This window comes from Sandaracinaceae bacterium (assembly GCA_016706685.1).
Lineage (GTDB): Bacteria > Myxococcota_A > Polyangia > Polyangiales > Houyiibacteriaceae > JADJJE01.
This window is the reverse complement of record JADJJE010000003.1, coordinates 398526-416331: the sequence shown is the minus strand read 5'-3', so window position 1 is coordinate 416331 and position 17806 is coordinate 398526. Positions and strand designations below refer to the sequence as shown.

General features: G+C 70.8%; 16 protein-coding genes. 9 read left to right on the top strand and 7 right to left on the bottom strand.

All coding sequences use genetic code 11. The features are described from left to right. The first annotated feature begins 91 nt into the window (after positions 1–91). The 5 genes from IPI43_07775 to IPI43_07755 are packed head-to-tail and all read left to right on the top strand — an operon-like array spanning position 92 to position 5682. Positions 92–1570, top strand: a complete 1479-nt coding sequence (locus IPI43_07775; protein MBK7774027.1) for a ferredoxin--NADP reductase — start codon at positions 92–94, stop codon at positions 1568–1570. Further along, positions 1567–2313, top strand: a complete 747-nt coding sequence (locus IPI43_07770; protein ID MBK7774026.1) for a MerR family transcriptional regulator — start codon at positions 1567–1569, stop codon at positions 2311–2313. Before IPI43_07775 ends, IPI43_07770 begins: the two co-directional genes overlap by 4 nt. Before the next feature lie 30 nt (positions 2314–2343). After that, the gene (locus tag IPI43_07765; GenBank protein MBK7774025.1) at positions 2344–3531 is read left to right on the top strand and encodes a ferritin-like domain-containing protein; all 1188 of its coding nucleotides are present in this window, start codon (positions 2344–2346) and stop codon (positions 3529–3531) included. A gap of 19 nt (positions 3532–3550) precedes the next feature. Beyond that, positions 3551–4237 (top strand): response regulator transcription factor, encoded by a 687-nt coding sequence (locus tag IPI43_07760; protein MBK7774024.1) that lies wholly within the window; start codon positions 3551–3553, stop codon positions 4235–4237. Further along, positions 4234–5682 (top strand): sensor histidine kinase, encoded by a 1449-nt coding sequence (locus IPI43_07755; GenBank protein MBK7774023.1) that lies wholly within the window; start codon positions 4234–4236, stop codon positions 5680–5682. The genes IPI43_07760 and IPI43_07755 overlap by 4 nt, the downstream gene beginning before the upstream one ends. 52 nt (positions 5683–5734) lie before the next feature. Here IPI43_07755 and IPI43_07750 read toward each other — a convergent pair whose 3' ends face one another. The 3 genes from IPI43_07750 to IPI43_07740 all read right to left on the bottom strand — a co-directional run bounded on the left by IPI43_07750 (position 5735) and on the right by IPI43_07740 (position 11313). Beyond that, complete coding sequence (locus IPI43_07750) at positions 5735–7522, bottom strand: hypothetical protein (GenBank protein MBK7774022.1); 1788 nt, start codon at positions 7520–7522, stop codon at positions 5735–5737. A gap of 68 nt (positions 7523–7590) precedes the next feature. Then, positions 7591–10176, bottom strand: coding sequence for a thrombospondin type 3 repeat-containing protein (locus IPI43_07745; GenBank protein MBK7774021.1), 2586 nt, complete (start codon positions 10174–10176; stop codon positions 7591–7593). Positions 10177–10230: 54 nt separating this feature from the next. Beyond that, on the bottom strand, positions 10231–11313 hold the full coding sequence (locus tag IPI43_07740) for a hypothetical protein (GenBank protein ID MBK7774020.1): 1083 nt from the start codon (positions 11311–11313) through the stop codon (positions 10231–10233). A 111-nt stretch (positions 11314–11424) separates the two neighbouring features. Between IPI43_07740 and IPI43_07735 the strand changes: the two genes are divergently transcribed. Continuing rightward, complete coding sequence (locus IPI43_07735) at positions 11425–12330, top strand: FHA domain-containing protein (GenBank protein MBK7774019.1); 906 nt, start codon at positions 11425–11427, stop codon at positions 12328–12330. A gap of 8 nt (positions 12331–12338) precedes the next feature. Here the strand turns inward: IPI43_07735 and IPI43_07730 are convergent, their stop codons facing one another. From IPI43_07730 to IPI43_07720, 3 genes are all read right to left on the bottom strand, one after another. Continuing rightward, positions 12339–13853 carry a serine/threonine protein kinase gene (locus IPI43_07730; protein MBK7774018.1) on the bottom strand — a complete coding sequence of 505 codons (1515 nt, stop codon included), beginning with the start codon at positions 13851–13853 and terminating at the stop codon, positions 12339–12341. A gap of 75 nt (positions 13854–13928) precedes the next feature. After that, the gene (locus tag IPI43_07725) at positions 13929–14432 is read right to left on the bottom strand and encodes an endonuclease V (protein ID MBK7774017.1); all 504 of its coding nucleotides are present in this window, start codon (positions 14430–14432) and stop codon (positions 13929–13931) included. Positions 14433–14490: 58 nt separating this feature from the next. Beyond that, complete coding sequence (locus tag IPI43_07720; protein ID MBK7774016.1) at positions 14491–15597, bottom strand: tetratricopeptide repeat protein; 1107 nt, start codon at positions 15595–15597, stop codon at positions 14491–14493. A 178-nt stretch (positions 15598–15775) separates the two neighbouring features. Between IPI43_07720 and IPI43_07715 the strand changes: the two genes are divergently transcribed. From IPI43_07715 to IPI43_07705, 3 genes are all read left to right on the top strand, one after another. After that, the gene (locus IPI43_07715; protein ID MBK7774015.1) at positions 15776–16114 is read left to right on the top strand and encodes a Rieske 2Fe-2S domain-containing protein; all 339 of its coding nucleotides are present in this window, start codon (positions 15776–15778) and stop codon (positions 16112–16114) included. Then, positions 16084–16506 (top strand): hypothetical protein, encoded by a 423-nt coding sequence (locus IPI43_07710; GenBank protein ID MBK7774014.1) that lies wholly within the window; start codon positions 16084–16086, stop codon positions 16504–16506. The genes IPI43_07715 and IPI43_07710 overlap by 31 nt, the downstream gene beginning before the upstream one ends. Before the next feature lie 625 nt (positions 16507–17131). Next, a complete protein-coding gene (locus IPI43_07705) occupies positions 17132–17524 on the top strand; it encodes a hypothetical protein (protein ID MBK7774013.1) in 393 nt (130 codons plus the stop codon). 17 nt (positions 17525–17541) lie between these two features. Here the strand turns inward: IPI43_07705 and IPI43_07700 are convergent, their stop codons facing one another. Continuing rightward, positions 17542–17742 carry a hypothetical protein gene (locus tag IPI43_07700; protein ID MBK7774012.1) on the bottom strand — a complete coding sequence of 67 codons (201 nt, stop codon included), beginning with the start codon at positions 17740–17742 and terminating at the stop codon, positions 17542–17544. Positions 17743–17806: the final 64 nt, after the last annotated feature.

Below are 17806 nucleotides of genomic sequence, written 5' to 3'. Positions count from 1 at the left end.
TGCCCAGCGATTTCAGCGGGATCCGTGTTTCCATGTGGAAAGTGTTTGGTGTCTCTTGACACTTTCACCCAGTGGCCGCTATGTTCTCTCCATGCTGGTTCGCGCCCCCGAGTCCCGTCCTGCCCGCCCTCTCGACTACGCCGCTCGCGTGCTGACGCTGGCGCTGCCCCACGGCGCCGCCAAGAAGGTGGACCAGGCGCGCCGTGACCTGCACGTGCTGGCCGGCGCCGTGCGCGGTGAGCGCCCGGCGCCCGTGGCCACCCTGCAGCAGGCTGTCACCCGGGCCGTAGCGCTCGAGGAGTTGGACGCGCTGGACGCGCTGCCGGAGTTCATGGGCAACCCCGTGAAGGCCGCGCGCCGCGACGCGCAGGTGCTCTTCGACGCGCTGGTGCATGGCCGCCGCCCGAGCCCGCTGGTGAAGCGTGGCGCCCGGCACGGCGACGCGTCTCAGGCGCAGGTGGTGGCCCTCGCGGGCGCGCCCTCGCTCACCGTGAGCCGTCGCGTGAAGGTGGCCCGTGTGGTGCGCGAGACGCCCGACGCGGTGTCGCTGTACCTCGAGGAGCTCAACGGGCAGCCGCTCCGCTTCCGCGCCGGGCAGTTCATGAGCGTGGACGTGGTGGTGGACGGCGTGCGCCTGCGCCGCGCCTACTCTCTGGCGGCGCCTGCCGCGGGCCCGGGCAGCGAGGCCCCGCACATCACCATCAAGCGCGTGCCGGATGGGCGCGTCAGCAACCTGCTCAACCAGACCGCGCACGAGGGCATGCCGCTGGACGTGCTGGGGCCCTCGGGCAGCTTCGTGCTCGAGCCCGGCGTCGCGGGGGCTGCGCGCCACGTGCTGTTGGTGGCCGGTGGCAGCGGCATCACGCCCATCATGAGCTTGGTGGCCACCACGCTGCACCAGGAGCCCAGCGCGCGCGTCACGCTGGTGTACGGCAACCGCGCCGAGGGGGACGTCATCTTCCGTGAGCGCCTGGGCGCGCTGGTGGCCGCGAGCGAAGGGCGCCTCACCGTGGACCACGTGCTGAGCGACGCCGACGCGAACTGGCAGGGCGCGCGCGGGCTGCTGGACGGCGCCACGCTCGGCGGTCGCCTGGATGCGCTCGGGGTGACCCTCGACGCCGTGGACGAGTGCTTCGTGTGCGGACCCACGCCCATGATGGACGCCGCGCGCGAGCTGCTGTTGGGCCGCGGTCTGCCCAAGGGGCGCCTGCACGAGGAGCGCTTCGGCTCGCCCGAGGCCCGCACGGAGGCGCGCGGCGCGGACACGCCGCAGCCCATGACGCTCAAGCGCGGGCAGACCTCCCGCACGCTAGTGGTGCAGCCCGGCCAGAGCCTGCTGGACGCCGCCATCGCGGGCGGTGAGGCCATGCCCTTCAGCTGCGCCATGGGCGGCTGCGGCGCCTGCAAGATGCTGTGCGTGGACGGCGAGGTGGCCATGGAAGAGCCCAACTGCCTGAGCGACAAAGAGCGCGCCGAGGGCTACGTGCTCACCTGCGTGGGCCACCCTGTGGGCCCGGTCACGCTGCGCCCGGGAGCCTCTTCGGCAGAGCGCGAGCGAGGCTCGCGATGAGCACGAGCGCCGGCGCCAAGGTCCTGCCCATCGACCGGGACCGCTACCGCTACAAGATGAAAGACCTGGCCGACGCCACCGGGCTCGACCGTCAGGGCATCCACTTCTACATCCAGCAGGGGCTCCTGCCGCCGGGCCACAAGACCGGCCGCAACATGGCCTGGTACACCGAGGCCCACATGGAGCGCCTGCGGCTCATCAAGAAGCTGCAGCACGAGCGCTTCCTGCCCCTCAAGGCCATCAAGGCCTTGCTGGACGGGCGCGAAGAGGCGTTTGCCCCAGAGCAGCAGCAGTTCCTGCTGGACGTGCGCGACAACCTCGACGAGTCGCTATCGAGCCGTGGCCCCGCTGAGCGCGTGACCGTGGCGGAGCTCATGCGGCGTGCCGGCGTGGACCTCGACGACGTCACGCAGGCCGAGGCGCTGGGCCTTGCCACCGTGATTCGCGGCGATGGCGAGCCCTCGCTCAGCGCCGGCGAGGCGTGGCTGTTCGACGCCCTCGGTGAGCTGCGCCAGCTGGGCTTCAGCAAGGAGCGCGGCTTCACGGTGGCCGACGTGGCCTTCTACCACGAGGCCATGAGCAACCTGTTCCGCCAAGAGGTGGGGCTGCTCTCGTCGCGCCTCGCACACCTCCCGCCTCCGCAGGCGGCGCGCATGATCGAGCGCGCCATGCCCATCGTGAACCAGACCCTCTCCCGCCTTCACACGCAGCTCGTCCGCGAGTTCTTCGGTGACAGCTTCTAGACCCTGCCCCCAAGCACCACGAGGCCCACTATGGATATGAACCAGCTCCTGACCATCCTCCCGAACAACGTGCGTCACCGTGTGGAGCCGTACTTCGACGCGGTCGAGGTCTTGACCGCCGTGAAGGACCCGCGCGTCATGGCGTCGCTCGGCCCCTCCGGCGTGCGCGGGCTGCTCCTGCAGCGCGGCAAGCAGGGCGTGCCCACCCTGATTCAAGCCACGCACAGCGCGTTCTTCGACTGGACGTATCCGAGCGACCAGCCCGAGATGCAGGACCTCTACCGCCGCGCGAAGCTGGGCCAGTGGAACGGCGACACGTACCTGGCCTGGCACACCGACGTGGACCCCCACAACATGGAGAAGGCCATCCTCCCGAAGGAGTTCCTCAACCTCCAGCTGCTGCGCGAGTTCGGCGTGAAGCTCACGTCCGCCGAGGAAGAGAAGCTCACCCGCGACGTGGCCGCGTGGATGCTCAGCCAGTTCCTGCACGGTGAGCAGGGCGCGCTCTTGGCGGCGGCGCAGGTCACCGAGGCCGTGCAGTTCTTCGACGGCAAGCTCTACGGCGCCACGCAGGTGATGGACGAGGGCCGCCACGTCGAGGTCTTCCACCGCTACCTCGACACCAAGCTGAACAAGCTCTACCAGATCAACGACAACCTCTTCGTGATCATCGACGCGCTCATGACGGACTCGCGCTGGGACATGAAGTTCCTGGGCATGCAGATCATGGTGGAGGGCCTGGCGCTCGGCGCCTTCGGCACGCTCTACAAGCTCACCAAGGAGCCGCTGCTCAAGGAGCTGCTCAAGATGGTCATCCAGGACGAGGCGCGGCACGTGCACTACGGCGTGGTGGCCCTGCGCGAGCACTTCAACACGCAGCTCACGCCGCGCGAGCGCAACGAGCGCGAGGACTGGGCCTTCGAGGTGGCGCTGCTCATGCGCAACCGCTTCCTGGCGTGGGAGGTCTACGAAGAGCACTTCGAGGGCCTGCTCACCCGCGCGCAGTGGCGCGAGGTGGTGAGCACGTCGCCGGGGCTCGAGGAGTTCCGCCGCGTGATGTTCGGTCGCATGGTGCCGAACCTGCGCGAGATCGGCATCTTGAGCGACCGCATCAAGCCGCACTACGAGCAGGTGGGCCTGGCCCGGTACTTCGGTGGGAAGAGCGCCGACGAGATCACCGGCGACGAGATGATCGCCGAGCTAGACAAGGCCGCCTGAGGCCGCATTCTAGGGGCGCATGAGCACCCCTCGCATCCTCCTCGTCGAAGACGACGCGCAGCTCGGAGCCCAGATCGTCTCGCACCTCGAGCGAGCGGGCTTCGACTGCGTGTGGGTGCGCGATGGCGACGAGGCGCGCCGCGCGCCCATCACCGAGGTGGACCTGGTGGTGCTGGACCTCATGCTGCCGGGCACCTACGGCATGGACCTGCTGAAGCTCTATCGGCAGCGGTCCGAGGTGCCCGTCATGATCTTGAGCGCGCGCGACGACGCCGCCGACAAGGTGCGCGCGCTCAAGCTGGGGGCCGACGACTACGTGACCAAGCCCTTCTGGCCGGAGGAGCTGATTGCGCGCGTGACCGCGCGGCTGCGGCGACCGACCATGGAGCGGAGTGACGTGGTGCGCGTGGGGGCGCTCGGCATTGACCTCACGGCGCGGCGCGTGGAGGTGGACGGCGCGCTGGTGGAGCTCACGCCGGCCGAGTGGAGCGTGCTGGCTGCGCTGGCCAAGCGGCCGGGGGCGGCCGTGTCGCGCGAGTCCCTGGTGGAGCAGGCGCTCGACAGTGAGCGCGAGGGGGCGGCGCGCGCGCTGGACGTGCACGTGTCGCGGCTGCGCAAGAAGCTGGGCCGCGCCGGGGCGCAGGTGGCCACCGTGTGGGGCGTGGGCTACCGGCTTGCCGAGCTCGAGGGCGAGGCGGGCGCGTGAGGCTGCGCACGCGGCTGGCGCTGACGCTGGGGCTAGCCGTCATCCCGCTGGCCGTGGCGCTGGCCCTGCTGCAGCAGTGGCGCCGGCACGAGGCCGAGGTGGAGCTGGTGCGCGAGAGCGTGGTGGCGCGCATGGAGGCGGGCGGGCGCGAGGTGTGCGAGGCCGCCCCCGAGCGCTTTCGCGGGCGTGCGCGCGGGCCCGGCGCGGGGCCGGGCCAGGGGACCGAGGGGCGTCGCGGCGCGCGACGGGCTGCCATGGAGCGCAGGGCGGCGCGGGGCATGGCGGCGCTCGAGCCCTATGCGCAAGACGGGATCAGCGCGCGCGGAGGGCCTCCGCTGCCGGCCGAGCTGCTCGCGGCGGTGCGCGGGGGCGAGACGGTGGCCAGCCACCGCGTGCCTGGCCGCGACGGGCTGCCTCAGTACGAAGTGCTGGTGGCCATGCCCTGGAGCGATGGGCCCTGTGCGCTGATCCTGACGCACGCGCCCGTGCATCGCGACGCCGCGGTGGCCAGCGCCCTCACTGGCGTGGGTGTGGGCTTCGCCGCGGTGTTGGTGGCGTGGCTCGCCGCGGTGCCTCTCGTGCGCAGGCTGCGTCGCCTCGAGGACGCCGCCGCCCGCGGGCCCGGCAAGTCCGCGGTCGCGATGGTGGGCGGCAGCGACGAGGTCACCGCCGTGGCGCGCGCGCTCGACGCCGACCGCGAGCGCATCGACGCGCAGGTGACGCAGCTGCAGCAGCGCGACGCTGCGCTGGTGGCCTACATCGCGAACACCACCCATGACGTGATGCTGCCGCTGACCGTGCTGCAGGGGCACCTGGTGGCGGCGCGCGAGCAGCTGGCGAAGGCGGCCACGGGCAGCACCGCGGTGGACGAGACGCTGCGCCTCGCCGTGGAAGAGTCCGACTACCTGGGCTCGCTGCTGCGCAACCTGAACGCGCGCGCGCGCCTCGACGCTGCCAGCGACGCCCGCGTCCGCGAGCCCGTGGACCTGGTGGCGCTGGTGGAGCGGGTCATCGCCCGGCACCGCATGATCGCGCGCGACCGACGTGTCTCCCTCGACTTCGCCGTACCAGACCAGCCCACCCTCGCGCTGGGCGACGTGACCCTCCTGGAGCGCGCGCTCAGCAACGTGGTGCACAACGCCGTGCGCTACAACGACGCGGGCGGCCACGTGGCCGTGGTGCTCGCGCGCCGAGGCGCCACCTTCACCCTGCGCGTCACCGACGACGGTCCTGGCCTCGACCCCGAAGACCTCCCGCGCCTCACCGAGCGCGGCTTCCGCGGCAACGTGGCCCGCACCCGCCACCCCCACGGCATGGGCCTCGGCCTGCACATCACCGAGGACGTGCTCACCCAGCACGGCTTCACGCTGCGCATCGCCCGCCCCGACGGCGCCGAGCGCGGCCTCGAGGTGCTCATCAGCGGGCCCACCACCGAAGCCCGCTGACCCTCTCCGGCTCGTCGACGGAGAGGATGGCAAGCGGCGCGAGTGAGGTCGCCTAGAGCGTGACCCCCAGGAACGAGAGCGGGTCGCCCTCCGCACGTGCTCGCAGCGTGAAGGGAACGGCGAACGTGTCGGTGTCCGAGCCACGAGACGCTTCGAGGAACGAGCCCACCGCGATGCCGCTCGCCAGCGACGAGTGAACCACCACGGGCTCCATCTGCCCGTCGACCAGCTCGCTCCCGATCACGCGGCAGTTGCGCTCGTAGTGAACCACGCCGTCGTTGTCGATACGGGAGATCCGGTTGGTCTCGACGCACTCGATGATGGGGACGCTCACCCTCTCGCGCCGGAACACGACCGACACCAGGTCACCCTGGCGTTGCACGGTGGCCACCACGCCGCGGACGCTCAGGTGACTGCCGGACCCCTCACTCTGCCAGTCGTCATCGGCCTCCACGTCCTGAATCACGTTGAAGGTCTGCGGGAGGATGGCGTACCCCGCGCGGGCCGCGCTCCGCTCCGCGGCGGTGCGCTGCAGAGACTGGATCATGAAGGTCAGACGCCCCCGGGCGCGCGAGTACTCGGCCAGCAGGTCCGCCATGGCGTCCGCCAAGCCGAGGTGTCCCGCGTCGTGCTCGCAGCGCCGCCAGGCCTGCGCCAAGAGGTGGCCAGCGGGTGACGCCACCGCCGCGCGGACGTCCGCCTCACTGTGTGGGTTCCTCGACCTGACGTAGGCGTTGAAGGCGCTGCGCGTATCGTTCGCGCAGGTCGTGAGCAGCTGGCGGTTGCCGCGCAGCCACGCCTCTTCGACCGCGGACACCCTCAGCAACGCGGCGGTGTGGGGGCGCGTCTCGGTGTCCCAGCGCTGCAGCGCGGCGGTGCGCAGCGGTCCCATGAACTCCGCGACGGCGGGGTCCGACGCGCCGGCTCGCTCCATGGCGGCCAGCGCCCCCGCGAGGCGAGCGCGCGCGATGTACAGGTAGCCACGCGCCACGCGCAGCTCCGTCTCCGTGAGCCCGAGGCGTCCGAGCTCGGTGAGCGCCGCCCGCACGTCGAAGGCCTCGAACTCGCTCTTGCTGAGCACGTAGTCCAAGAGGCCGCTCCCCGAGACGAGCGACGCGGGCGTGTCGAACCGGCTGCGGGCGTTCACGAAGTTCTCCACGAAGGCCAGCCGCTCGAGGTTTGGCAGGGACGCCTCGGGCCCCAGCACGCCACCCACCCGGTCGTACCAGTAGATCGCCTGATGGTCCGGCATCCCCACGCCTCGGTTCTCACAGATGCCGCGGAGCAGCCGCGCTCGTGCCTGCTCGTGTCGAGCCATCGAGGGCGTCTGCTGGAGGGAGGCGCATGGGAGCCGGATCTGTCGGTCCGTCGTCGAGAGGGCAGCGGCGATGAGGCCGTCGATGGTCGCGTCGTCCATGTCGGTCTGGTTGACGATCAGCTGCCGGTACGCGCGCAGCCAGTCGCGCGTGGCCGGCTCGCTGGCGTGAGCGCAGGCCAGCTGCCCCATGGTGCGGAAGCCAGGGGCTTCGAACGCGAACGCCTCGCGCCCGGCCAGCACCTGGCGCAGCGAGATCACGTCGCGGAGTGACGACGCCCGCAGGTACGACGGGCGCAGCGGCTCGACGGAAGTGCCCGCGCAGAACGTCGCGCCCCCGACGCTGACCGTTCGCCGACCCGGCGCGGGCGCCACCTGCAGCTCCGCAGGCAAGGGCTCGACGGTGGCCGGCGCGGGCTGGGCCTCGGCGCGCCCGGAGGCGAGCACGAGGGTGGTGAGGCCCGCGAGCCACAGGGCTCGAAGCGGCGAGCGCTGCTCGCGGCGACTCAGAGGCAGAAATGACATGGAGCGATCCGGATGGTGGTCAGACATGAGTGGTTCCAAAGGATGGTGTGCGAGCCATGGCGTCTCGATCACGGGAGGAGAATCGGAGCGGCGTCCGTGCGGTACCCGGTGACGTACCCGAGCTGCCCCGAGATGTTGTCGCCCCAGCAGGTGAGTGCGCCGTCGGTCGCCACAGCGCAGGCATGAGTGCTACCCACCTCCAGCGACGCGGCAGCCTGGGTCCCGACGAACTCAGGGATCTGCACGGGAGCGAGCGCGTCCGCGAAGCCTCCATTCCCGAGCTGGCCCGAGTCGTTCTGCCCGAAGCAGTAGGTGCGGCCGTCGGCCTTGATGGCGCACGTGTTCTGCCCCGTGCCTGCGACAACCCGCGCCCAGTCGCTGTCGCCTCCAACGCGCGTTGGGGTGGCGCGCCCCGTCGTGGTTCCGTCGCCGAGCTGACCGCGCGTGTTGTGGCCGAAGCAGTAGAGCTCCCCGGCCGTGGTGACGGCGCACGTGTGGTTGTAGCCGCAGCTCACATCCACGAACGAGGCGACGAGGTCGACTTCGGTCGGCGCGCTGCGGTGCCCCGTGCCGACGACGCCAAGCTGACCGACCACGCCCTGACCCCAGCAGAAGAGCCGCTGGTCGCTCGTCACGCCACACGTGTGGTTGCCGCCGGCCGAGAGGTGAGTCCAACGAATGGTGTCCGACACGAGGGTCGGGGTCAGCTGAGGCGAGACGAAGTCGTTCGAACCCACCTGTCCGTACGCGTTGTACCCAATGCAGTAGCCGTCGCCCACCGCGTTGCGCATGCAGGTGTGCAGCCCACCCACCGTGACCTGTACCCAATCCGTCGCCGACCCCACCTGCGTCGGGGCCGTGCGGTTCGTGGTGGTTCCGTCGCCCACGCTCCCGTTGGAGTTCTCGCCCCAACAAAACACGCGCCCGCTCTCGATCCCACATCCCCGGTAGGAGTTGAGGCTCACGTGGGTCCAGCCGGCCAGGCTGCCCACCCGCGTCGGCGTCTCATAGTCGCGCTCGAAGAACGCCGGATCCCCGTCGGGTACGTTCACGCCCCAGCAGTACAGCGCACCACCGCGCAGGCCGCAGGACGAGTTGCCGCCCGCCGACACCTGGTCCCATACCAGCTCGTCCACTTCACCCGGGCTCGGTCGGTCCGAGAGGCTGCCGTCGCCGAGCTGGCCGTTCGACCGCCCGCCGAAGCACGACACGACCCCCAGCTGCGACACGCACGTGTGCTCACCACCGGCCCAGACGCCCTCGTAGTTGCTCAGGGAGCCCACGCGGGTGGGCACCAACGCGTCGCCGCTCGCGTCACCGCGCCGCCCGGTGCTCCCCTCGCCCCAGCAGTAGAGCGCGCCGCTGCGGTTGACCGCGCATGTGTGGATCGAGCCCGCCGATACCATCGCCCAGTCGGAGTCCGAGCCGCTCGCGACCGGCAGCGTGCTCTGCGTGGTGACCGCGCCGTCGCCGAGCTGTCCGTCTTCGTTGCTCCCCATGCAGAAGATGGTTCCGCCCTCGCGCAACGCGCAGGTATGGAGCGCTCCAGCGTCCACATCCACGTAGTCGCTGGCGCTCCCCACCTGCGTGGGCGTCAGCGTGGCGTCGTTGTGCCCTTGGCCGGTGGCACCGTCGGTGCCGTCACCGAAGCAGAAGAGTCGTCCGTCGCGCTTGAGCGCGCACGTGTGGCGCGACCCAACGCTCACGTCGGCCCAGTCGAGGTCCACTCCCACGCGCACCGGCAGCTGTGAATCCATGCCGCTTCCGTCGCCCAGCTGCCCCTGCGTCCCAGAGCCCCAGCAGTACAGCGCGCCGGTGGTCTTGATGGCGCAGGCGTGAAACGCGAACGTGTCGACGGCGCCCCAGTCCGAGTCGGACCCCACTCGAGCCGGAACCCCCGCCGTGCTGCTGCGCCAGCAGAAGAGCTCGCCCTCGCTCACGCCACACGACTCCACGGTACCCGCGCTCGCCATGCTCCACGCTCGTGACGTGCCCACGGGCGCAGGCACGCTCACGTCCACGGTTCCACCCACTCCGACGGCGCCGTTGCCGTTGTCACCCCAGCAGAAGAGGTCGGAGGACGCATCGACCAGGCAGTTCGCACGCGCGCCGGCGGAGTACGCCAGGCGGGCGTTCTCGAACGCGGCGCTCGCACGCGCCGTGACCGACCCGATCGCGGCCTCGATGAGCACCACGTGTTCACCTGCTGCGAGACCGTCCAGCGCGAGGGGCGAGGTGCAGGGCGAAGGCGTGGCTCCATCGACGCTGCAGGTGGTCTCGCATGGCGCGGGGGCACAGGAGAACGCGACCTCTACCTGATCGCCGACGAACGGCATGCGCGCTACCGGGGCACGCTCGAGGCTCACGCGGAGGGCTGCGGTGACGACCGTGGGGTCGGGGTCGTCATCGTTGGGATACCCGTCGCCGTCGATGTCGTCGTCGCACGCGTCGCCCACATCGTCGGTGTCGAGGTCGTCTTGGTCCGCGTTGAGCAGCTCGGGGCAGTTGTCGGCGTCGTCCACCACGCCGTCGCCGTCGGTGTCCGCGTCGACCACGGGAGGGTCGTCCGGTGAACAGCCCATCAGGCTGGCGCAGACGCACGCTTGCAGCGCTAGGGCCCAGAGAAGTATCAGCTTCGAAGTGTGTAGGTGCATGAGGTCCTCGTCTTTTCGATGGGCATGTCGGTCAGGAGCGAGTGTCGGGGCGCGCTACGGGCGGCACGCCCACACCCCGCTCAACACTCGGCAGGTGAAGGGACCGCAGCCCTGGCCGCAGCGACCACAGTTGGCGTTCGTGTTGAGTGGGGTCTCGCAGCCGGGGGCCGAGTCGCAGTCCCCCCAGTACGCGGAGCTACACGTGTAGGTGCACTCTCCGACGACGCAGCTGGCGCTGCTGTTGGGAGCCACGGGGCAGGTCATCGGGGCCGTGACGTCGGCCGGGCATGCGGGGTCGGACCCTCCGCAGGTCTCCACCACGTCGCAGGAGCCCGCCGAAGGCCGACACACCGTGCCCGGGAGCGCGTAGTCGTCGGCCGGGCAGCTGGGCGCGCTGCCGGTGCAGAGCTCGGGTACGTCGCAGGCGGCGCTCGCAGCGCGACACGTCGAACCGAGCGGAGCCAGCGCATCGGCTGGGCACACCGCGCTCACGCCGTCGCAGTGCTCCTCCGGGTCACAGCCACCCGCGGAGTCACGGCAGCGCATGGTGGCGTCCACGAACGCGTCCACGGGGCACACCGCGTCGACGCCGTCGCAGTGCTCTGCGGCATCGCACGGGCCCTCCGCCATGCGGCACTCGAAGCCGTCCGGCTGCACTTCATCGGGTGGACAGACACCGCCGGCGCAGACCTCCGCGACGTCGCACGCTCCTTGCCCTGGCCGACACACCGAGCCGTTGGCGCCGAGGGCACAGGCCCCTGCGCCGTCGCACGTGCCCGGCGCGCACGAGGCCTCGTCGAGCAGACACTCGCTGGCCGGGTCGGTGAGCGCGGTGACCGGCTGGCAGAGGCCGTCGAGTCCGCCGGTGTCCGCCCCGCGACACGACACACAGAGGCCCTCGCAGGCTGCCTCGCAGCACACGCCGTCGACGCAGTGGCCGCTCGCACACCCGTCGGGCCCGTCGCACGGCGCACCGTCGGCTCCGGGGCCGGCGTCGAGGCCACCGCCGTCCGCCGTGCTCCCGTCGAACGGTCCTGCGTCGACGCTGGCGTCCTGTCCGGTCGAGGCCCCGCCGCAGCCTGCCACGAAGGTCAGCCCGGCGACGAAAACGGCCCACATCACTCGTGTGTTGGTCATGCGGGAATCTACGCCGCGCCCTAGAGAGGGGCGTCACACGCGGATCCCACGCGGGTCGGCCTCCCCTCGCTTGGCCTCGCGCTCCGCCCGGGAATCGCCCTACAGTGGGCCATGCGCGCGTTCGTTCGCTTCCGAGCTCCCGATGGGAAGACCGTGGACGTGGATCCCGGCGGCCTGATCGGGCGGCTCCCCACCGCGGCCTTCTGCATCGATGACCCCAGGATCTCCGAGGCACACGCGCTCGTCAGCGTGCGCCGCGGAGAGGTCATGCTGCTCTCGCTGCGACGGCTCTTCGCGGTGCGCGGCAAGCCGATGGCCGAGGTCGCCCTCGAAGCGGGAATGGACGTGGAGCTGGCGCCCGGCCTCGTGGTTCGCGTGCAGGAGGTCCACGGCCCGCGCACCGTCCTCGCGATCGAGGGTGCGGCGCTCGGCCGGCGGGTCCTGCCGGGGACCGCGAGCCTCATGGCGGGCAAGCCTCCTCAGCTGGTGCCGCGCTTCGAGCCCGACGCCGCGCTGCACATCTGGTGGAACGGCGACGGCTGGCGAGCATGCGCAGGAGAGCTCGCTCCCGCCCAGGCGAGGACGGTCACCGACGGCACTCGCGTGCGGGTGGCGGGCATCGACGTGCGCTTCGTCGCGGTGGCGCTGACGGGCACCGTGACCACCTCGGGCGGCCTGATGGACGAACCGCTGCGCATGGTCGCCTGGTACGACAGCGTGGAGATCCACCGCCATGGGCAGGCGGAGATCGTGGTCATCGCAGGGATCGGCGCGCGCATCCTCAGCGAGCTCATCGTCTTCGAAGGGCCGGTGGAGTGGCAGGTGCTCGCGAACGAGGTGTGGAGCGACACGGGCGGCGATCCCGGGGAGCTCCGCCATCGCTGGGACGCTGCGCTCGCGCGACTCCGGGCCAAGCTCAAGGAGTCGGGAGTGCGTCCGGACTTGATCCGCTCCACCGGGGCCGGCTTCGTTCAGCTCGTTCGCCGCCCCGAGGACGTGTTCGAGAACCGTGGCTGAGCGGCGCTTCAGTACGCGGGCGTGAGGATGACCATCGCCGGGTCCCGCGTCGAGAGGCGTGGCGGCCAGCGCGAGGCCATGAGCGCCCGTTCGATGCACGTGGCCTCTGCGGGCGACGCTGCGCCATACATGAGCTCGAGACGGTTCGGCGTGCCATCGACGTTGATGTAGACGGCGTAGGTGATCCCTACACCCAGAGGGCGCTCGGCGAGGTTGATGCACGCACGAAGCAGGGGGTCGAGCGTTGGTGCCAACTGGCGATTCGTCTCGAGCGCATCCGTGCCGCTGTGGATGATCTCGAGGCGGCTCGGCATCGGCTGACTTGCGGGGGTGGCTGGCGCTGCGGCGGGCGTCGCGAGCCCGGGCGGAGCAGTGCCTGCCGCGCGCTGCGCCACGAGAAACAGGGCGACGCCGGCAATGCCCAAGGCCAAGACAGCGAGCACCCCCACGAGAGCCACCGCCGCGACCGGGAGGCGTGGGCCCTGCGTGTGGGGCGACGCGTGTGCGGGACCGGGCGGGGGCGCCTGCGCTGTGGCTCCGTGCAACGACGGCCCACCTCCGGACGCGAGCGGGCTGCCCATGGGTGGCGTGGCGGACGCGCTGGGCGTGGGACGGAACTCGACCGCTCCCACGGAGAGATCCCAACGCGCTTGTGCCGCTACGCCTTGGGGGGCGACCTCCGGCATGGGGTTGTCCAGGCAGCGGGAGAGCGTGTTCTGAGTGGCGGCCGCGCTGACGGGACGCTGCGCCGGGTCCTTCGACAGCAGGCTCATCACGAGCGCTTCGAGCGGCTCGGGGGTCTCTGGGGCCACCGCGTGGAGCGGCGTCGGCGACTCGTGGGCGATCAGGAACAGCAGGCGCGAGAGGTCGGCTGCCGCAAACGGGCGTTGCCCAGACAGCACGTAGTAGAGCAGCACACCGAGCGCCCAGAGGTCGGTGCGGTCGGTGACGGTGCCGCCCGCCAGCTGCTCGGGGGCCATGTAGCCCGGCGTGCCCACGATCGCGCCGCTCTGCGTGAGGCGCTCGTAGCTCCTGCCCGTGCGCAGCTGCGCGACACCGAGGTCGATGAGCTTCGCGCGACCGCTGGTCTCGATGAGGACGTTCGAGGGCTTGATGTCTCGATGCACGATCCCCGCCCCGTGGAGGCACGCGAGGGCTGCGCTGAGCTCCATGCCGATGCGCGCCGCCACGCGCCAAGGCAGCCGCCCCTCTCGGGCCAAGGTGGCCTCGAGGGTCACCCCTTCGAGCAGCTCCATCACCAAGTAGGCGGGCGTCGCGTCGAGCGCGAGATCATAGAGCGCGACCAGGTTCGGGTGCGTGGTTCGGGCCGCCGCCTCCGCTTCCCGACGAAACCGCTCCCGACAGCTCGCGTCGTTGGCGAGCCCCTCGAGGAGGACCTTGACCGCGACGCGGCGTCCGAGCCGCAGGTCTTCCGCCTCGTATACGGTCCCCATGCCCCCGCGCGCGATCGACCCGATGATGCGGTAGCGCTGATCAAGTAGCTGGCCGCTCACGATCGACATGCAGGAGCAGGCACTCTCACCGTGCCGCCAGAGCACGTCAAGCCGGAACCCGAGAGGGTGCTCGACGCGGCCCGCTCAGCCCCGCCGGCACGCGTTGTCCACCCACCGCAGCAGCGTCGGCACGCGGTGCTCGCCGTGCATGTCCGCGATGTCTGCCCGCGCTTCGAGCGGGTCCATGCCCACCGCCGTCACATAGAGCGGCTTCTGGCTCGTGCCGCGCAGCAACGGCAGCGCGACGTCGTTGTTCGCGAAGGCGTTCTTGGCCACACCGATCACGGGGACTCGCGTCGCCTCGAAGAGGTGATGCCCCATGCCTGCTTGCTCCCGCCCGAGCCACACGTAGCCGTCGACCACCAGCGCCGTGAGCGCGCTCACCGGGAACGGCAGCTTGTCGAGCACCGCGAGGAGCGCCGGGAGCTCCCGCTCGTAGAACGCGCCCGGGACGTACCCGGCCACATCCGACGGGTCGAGGCGCGCCGAGAGCTCCGCCGTGGGCTGGCTGCTGTTCCAGCGCGCGAACAGGACGCACGCGGCGCAGGTGCGCGCGGGGCTGTAGTCGACGTCGAGGCAGGCGAACACGGTTCGTTCATCCTACGCGACGATGCTCGCCGAAGGCGCGGGTCACGCCGTCGCTCGATCAGTTGGGCTCGACGCGCGCCGGCCCAGGCGGCTGGACATCGGGGAGCGAGTCGGAACCCCGGAAGCGCGCCACCCGTCCTTCCGTCTGGATCAGGCGTGTGGAGCACCGGGCTCGATAGTCGAAATTGCATCGCACCACCTGGATCTCGTTGGGTCGGTCGGTGAGGTAGTGACGGCTGCGGTAGCGCGGATCCCCCAGCGCCGAGCAATACTCGTGGCACGCCGGCTCGAATGCGGAGCCATTCCAATGCAGCACCAGGATCCCTTCGAGCACCTCCCGCCCCGGGATGGTGAACGGGATGACCAAGAAGACCTGGCCGCGCTCGGGGCGAAAATAGCCGGCGCTGTCCAGCGGCACCCGCGCGTCGAGCGAAGGGTGTCGGATCTCGTAGGGCTCGATGGGCTGCATGCCTCGTTGCCCGCTCAGGGATGGCGAAGCGCTCAGGATCCTGCGCAGCACGTCCCAGGGGACCGAGGTGAGCGGCTCGAACACTGGGCCGGTGATGGCGGGTACAGGCAACCCGCGCGGCGCGGGGAACGGCGTGTGGGCGGTTACCCCGTAGGTCTGTCCCGACACGTACTCCTGCAGCGTTGTGTCGCCGCGAACCGACTCGAGGTCGGGTTCCGTCGCGACCCGTTGCAGCCACGGCTGAGCGAGACGCCGCGCGCTCGCGAGGAATCCGATCTCCGCGATGGCGGCGCGCGGGTTCCCGAGTCGAGCCAGCGCGCAGGCGAAGTTGAAGCGCGCCTCGAGGTAGCTCGGGTCGGCGATCACGGCTTGCTCGAACGACGCAGCGGAGGCGGCGAAGTCACCGGCGCGATGCCGCACGAGACCGCCCTCGTTGAACGCCTCGGCGATCGAGTGCCTCGTGACCGCACACGTCGCGGCGAGCTCGAGCGCGGTGCGCGGAAAGCCGCCCGCGCGGGTCGCCGTGAGGTCGTCCTCGAGCGAGCTCGTGGACGAGGTAGGCGTGGGAACGCAGACGACCGAGCGCTCCGGCACCCACGGCACGGGGTGGCGGAAGTCCTGAGCGTGCACCTGGGCCGCACCAAGGACGAGGAAGGAGGCCAGCAGGAGACCCGCGGGACGATTTAGGTTCGGCATCGGCGCATTCTACTTGTCGCGGCGCGGATTCGTTCCCCTTTCGGGCGCCGTTGCCGGCTGCACTCGACACTCACCCGAGGGCAGCCGCAGCGGTCTCGATGGCGAGAACATCGGCAGCGGCTCCTAGGAACCATGAATCATTTGAAGCAAGTGTTCGAAACATCTCGGCCAGGGCACCGTGGAAGGCGGTTGCATCCGCTGCCCGTTCCATGCCTGGAAGTTCAGTGGTGCTGGCGACTGCGTGGAGGTGCCGTACGCCACGCGCCTCCCCAAGCGGGCCCCGCTGCGCAGCCACCGCGTGGTGGAGCGCAACGGCTTCGTGTTCGTGCACTTCGACCCGCGCGGCCGCGAGCCCGCATACGAGATCCCCGTCAGTCCGCAGTTCGGCCACCCGGAGTGGACCACCTGGCAGCACGGCAAGCTGCGACTCCGTACGCACTCGCGCGAGATCCTCGAAAACGTGGTGGACGTGGCGCACTTCAAGCCGTGCACAAGAACGACCCCGCCGAGTTCGTGAACGAGTTCGTGGGCCATCAGGCGATTCAGCGCTCGAAGGGGCGCGGCACGGGCCAGCACGCCACCACGGGCTACACGCTCGAGGCCATCTACCACGGGCCCTCGTTCCAGATCACCGACATGCACTCGGTGGCGGAGACCGTGCTCTACAACACCCACACCACGGTGGACGAAGAGCACGTGGACCTGCGCTTGGGCCTGATGATGCAGCCCGGCAGTCAGGGCACGCGCTTCTCCGAGGACTACGTTCGGGAGTACGTGCGCGTGGTCATGCACGGCTTCCGCCAGGAACGCGCATCTGGGAGAACAAGCGCTGGCGCGAGCGGCCCGCGCTGTGCGACGGCGATAGGCCCATCATGCAGCCGCGACTGGTACGCGCAGTATTTCGACTGAGGGGTTTGCACGGTGTGGTGATACCGTCCCGCCGTGGGTCTCTTCGTTGAACCTGGTGGAATGGAGGCGCTCGCATGAATCGGACACTCGCTCACCCTGGCTTCGCGCTCCTTCTGTTGGTGGGGGCGGGGTGCGCGCATCCAGACCCGACCGATCGGGTTCAATCCAGCGTGGCAGAGCCGACCGAACCGGCCAGCACCACCGCCGAGCCTGTCCCGCCTGCGGAGACGCGCTCGCCCGTCGAGATCGCGGTGGCCGCAGACCTCTCTTCGCGCGGCATCACGGCCACTCCCACGCTGGCCGAGACGGTGGACGTGGACGGGGACGGCTCTCCTGACTCCATCTTTCATGCTGGCACCGACGTGGGCTGCGTCCTGGCGCGCACCAGCGGGGATGCTGTGCGCGTGGACGTGCTCCCCGCACCTCTCGGAACTGCCCCGGGGCTCACTCGCTGCGGCCCGGCGTTGCCCCTGCCAACGGGCGCGTTGCTCGTCGTGTTCGCCGACAACGGCATGGCCCAGATGCGACAGGGCGTGCTCCAGCTCTTTGCGGTGGCGCCCGGAGGGATCCGCAGCTCGTGTTCCAGGAGATGTCTCCGTTCGCGGCTCGCTACACGCTTCGCGTCGTGGATCCGCGAGGCATCGAGGTCGTCGCTGCGGGCGCTGACCCTGCATTGGTGCCGGGCGAGATCCGGAAGTTTCTCCGGCTCGACGCGTCGGGCACGTGGGTGTCAGCTAGCTGCTGGTCCGAACAGGCGGCTGCCTTCGTTGCCGACGAAGCGACGTGCTCCGTTGAGGTCCCCTCGTCTGCGCGCGAGCGACGCGTCGAGTCGCAGGCGCCGGGCCCACCGGTCTTTGCTGGCCCCGCGCAAGCGCTCTTCGCGGGTGCGCCGCCCCGCAGCGCGCGAGCACCGCGCACCTGGTGCGTGCGCTTCGGCGGACACACCGCGTGGGTGGAGCTGCCGCACGCGGTGACGGCACGTTGCCCCGCCAACCTGGGCAGCCCAGTCACGCCGTGAATACCCGCGTAGCGGTGCTACTTGCTGCTCGACACGAACACGCCCGTCAACGAGTCCGGAGGAGGCTCCGCCGGGAGCGCGAGCCGCATGCGCAGGGCCACGCGATCCCGCGGCGCGCGCTCGGGCACTTCGCCCCACCCGGCGGCCAGCTTGGGCCCGCCCAGCCAGCAGCGGGCCCGCGCTCGGGTCCCGGCGCTCGTAGTTGAGAGCGAAGGCACGCGGTGCAGCGACGGCGGCGGCGGGCACCGGCGCGGGTGATGCAGCGGCCGGACCGTCCTACGA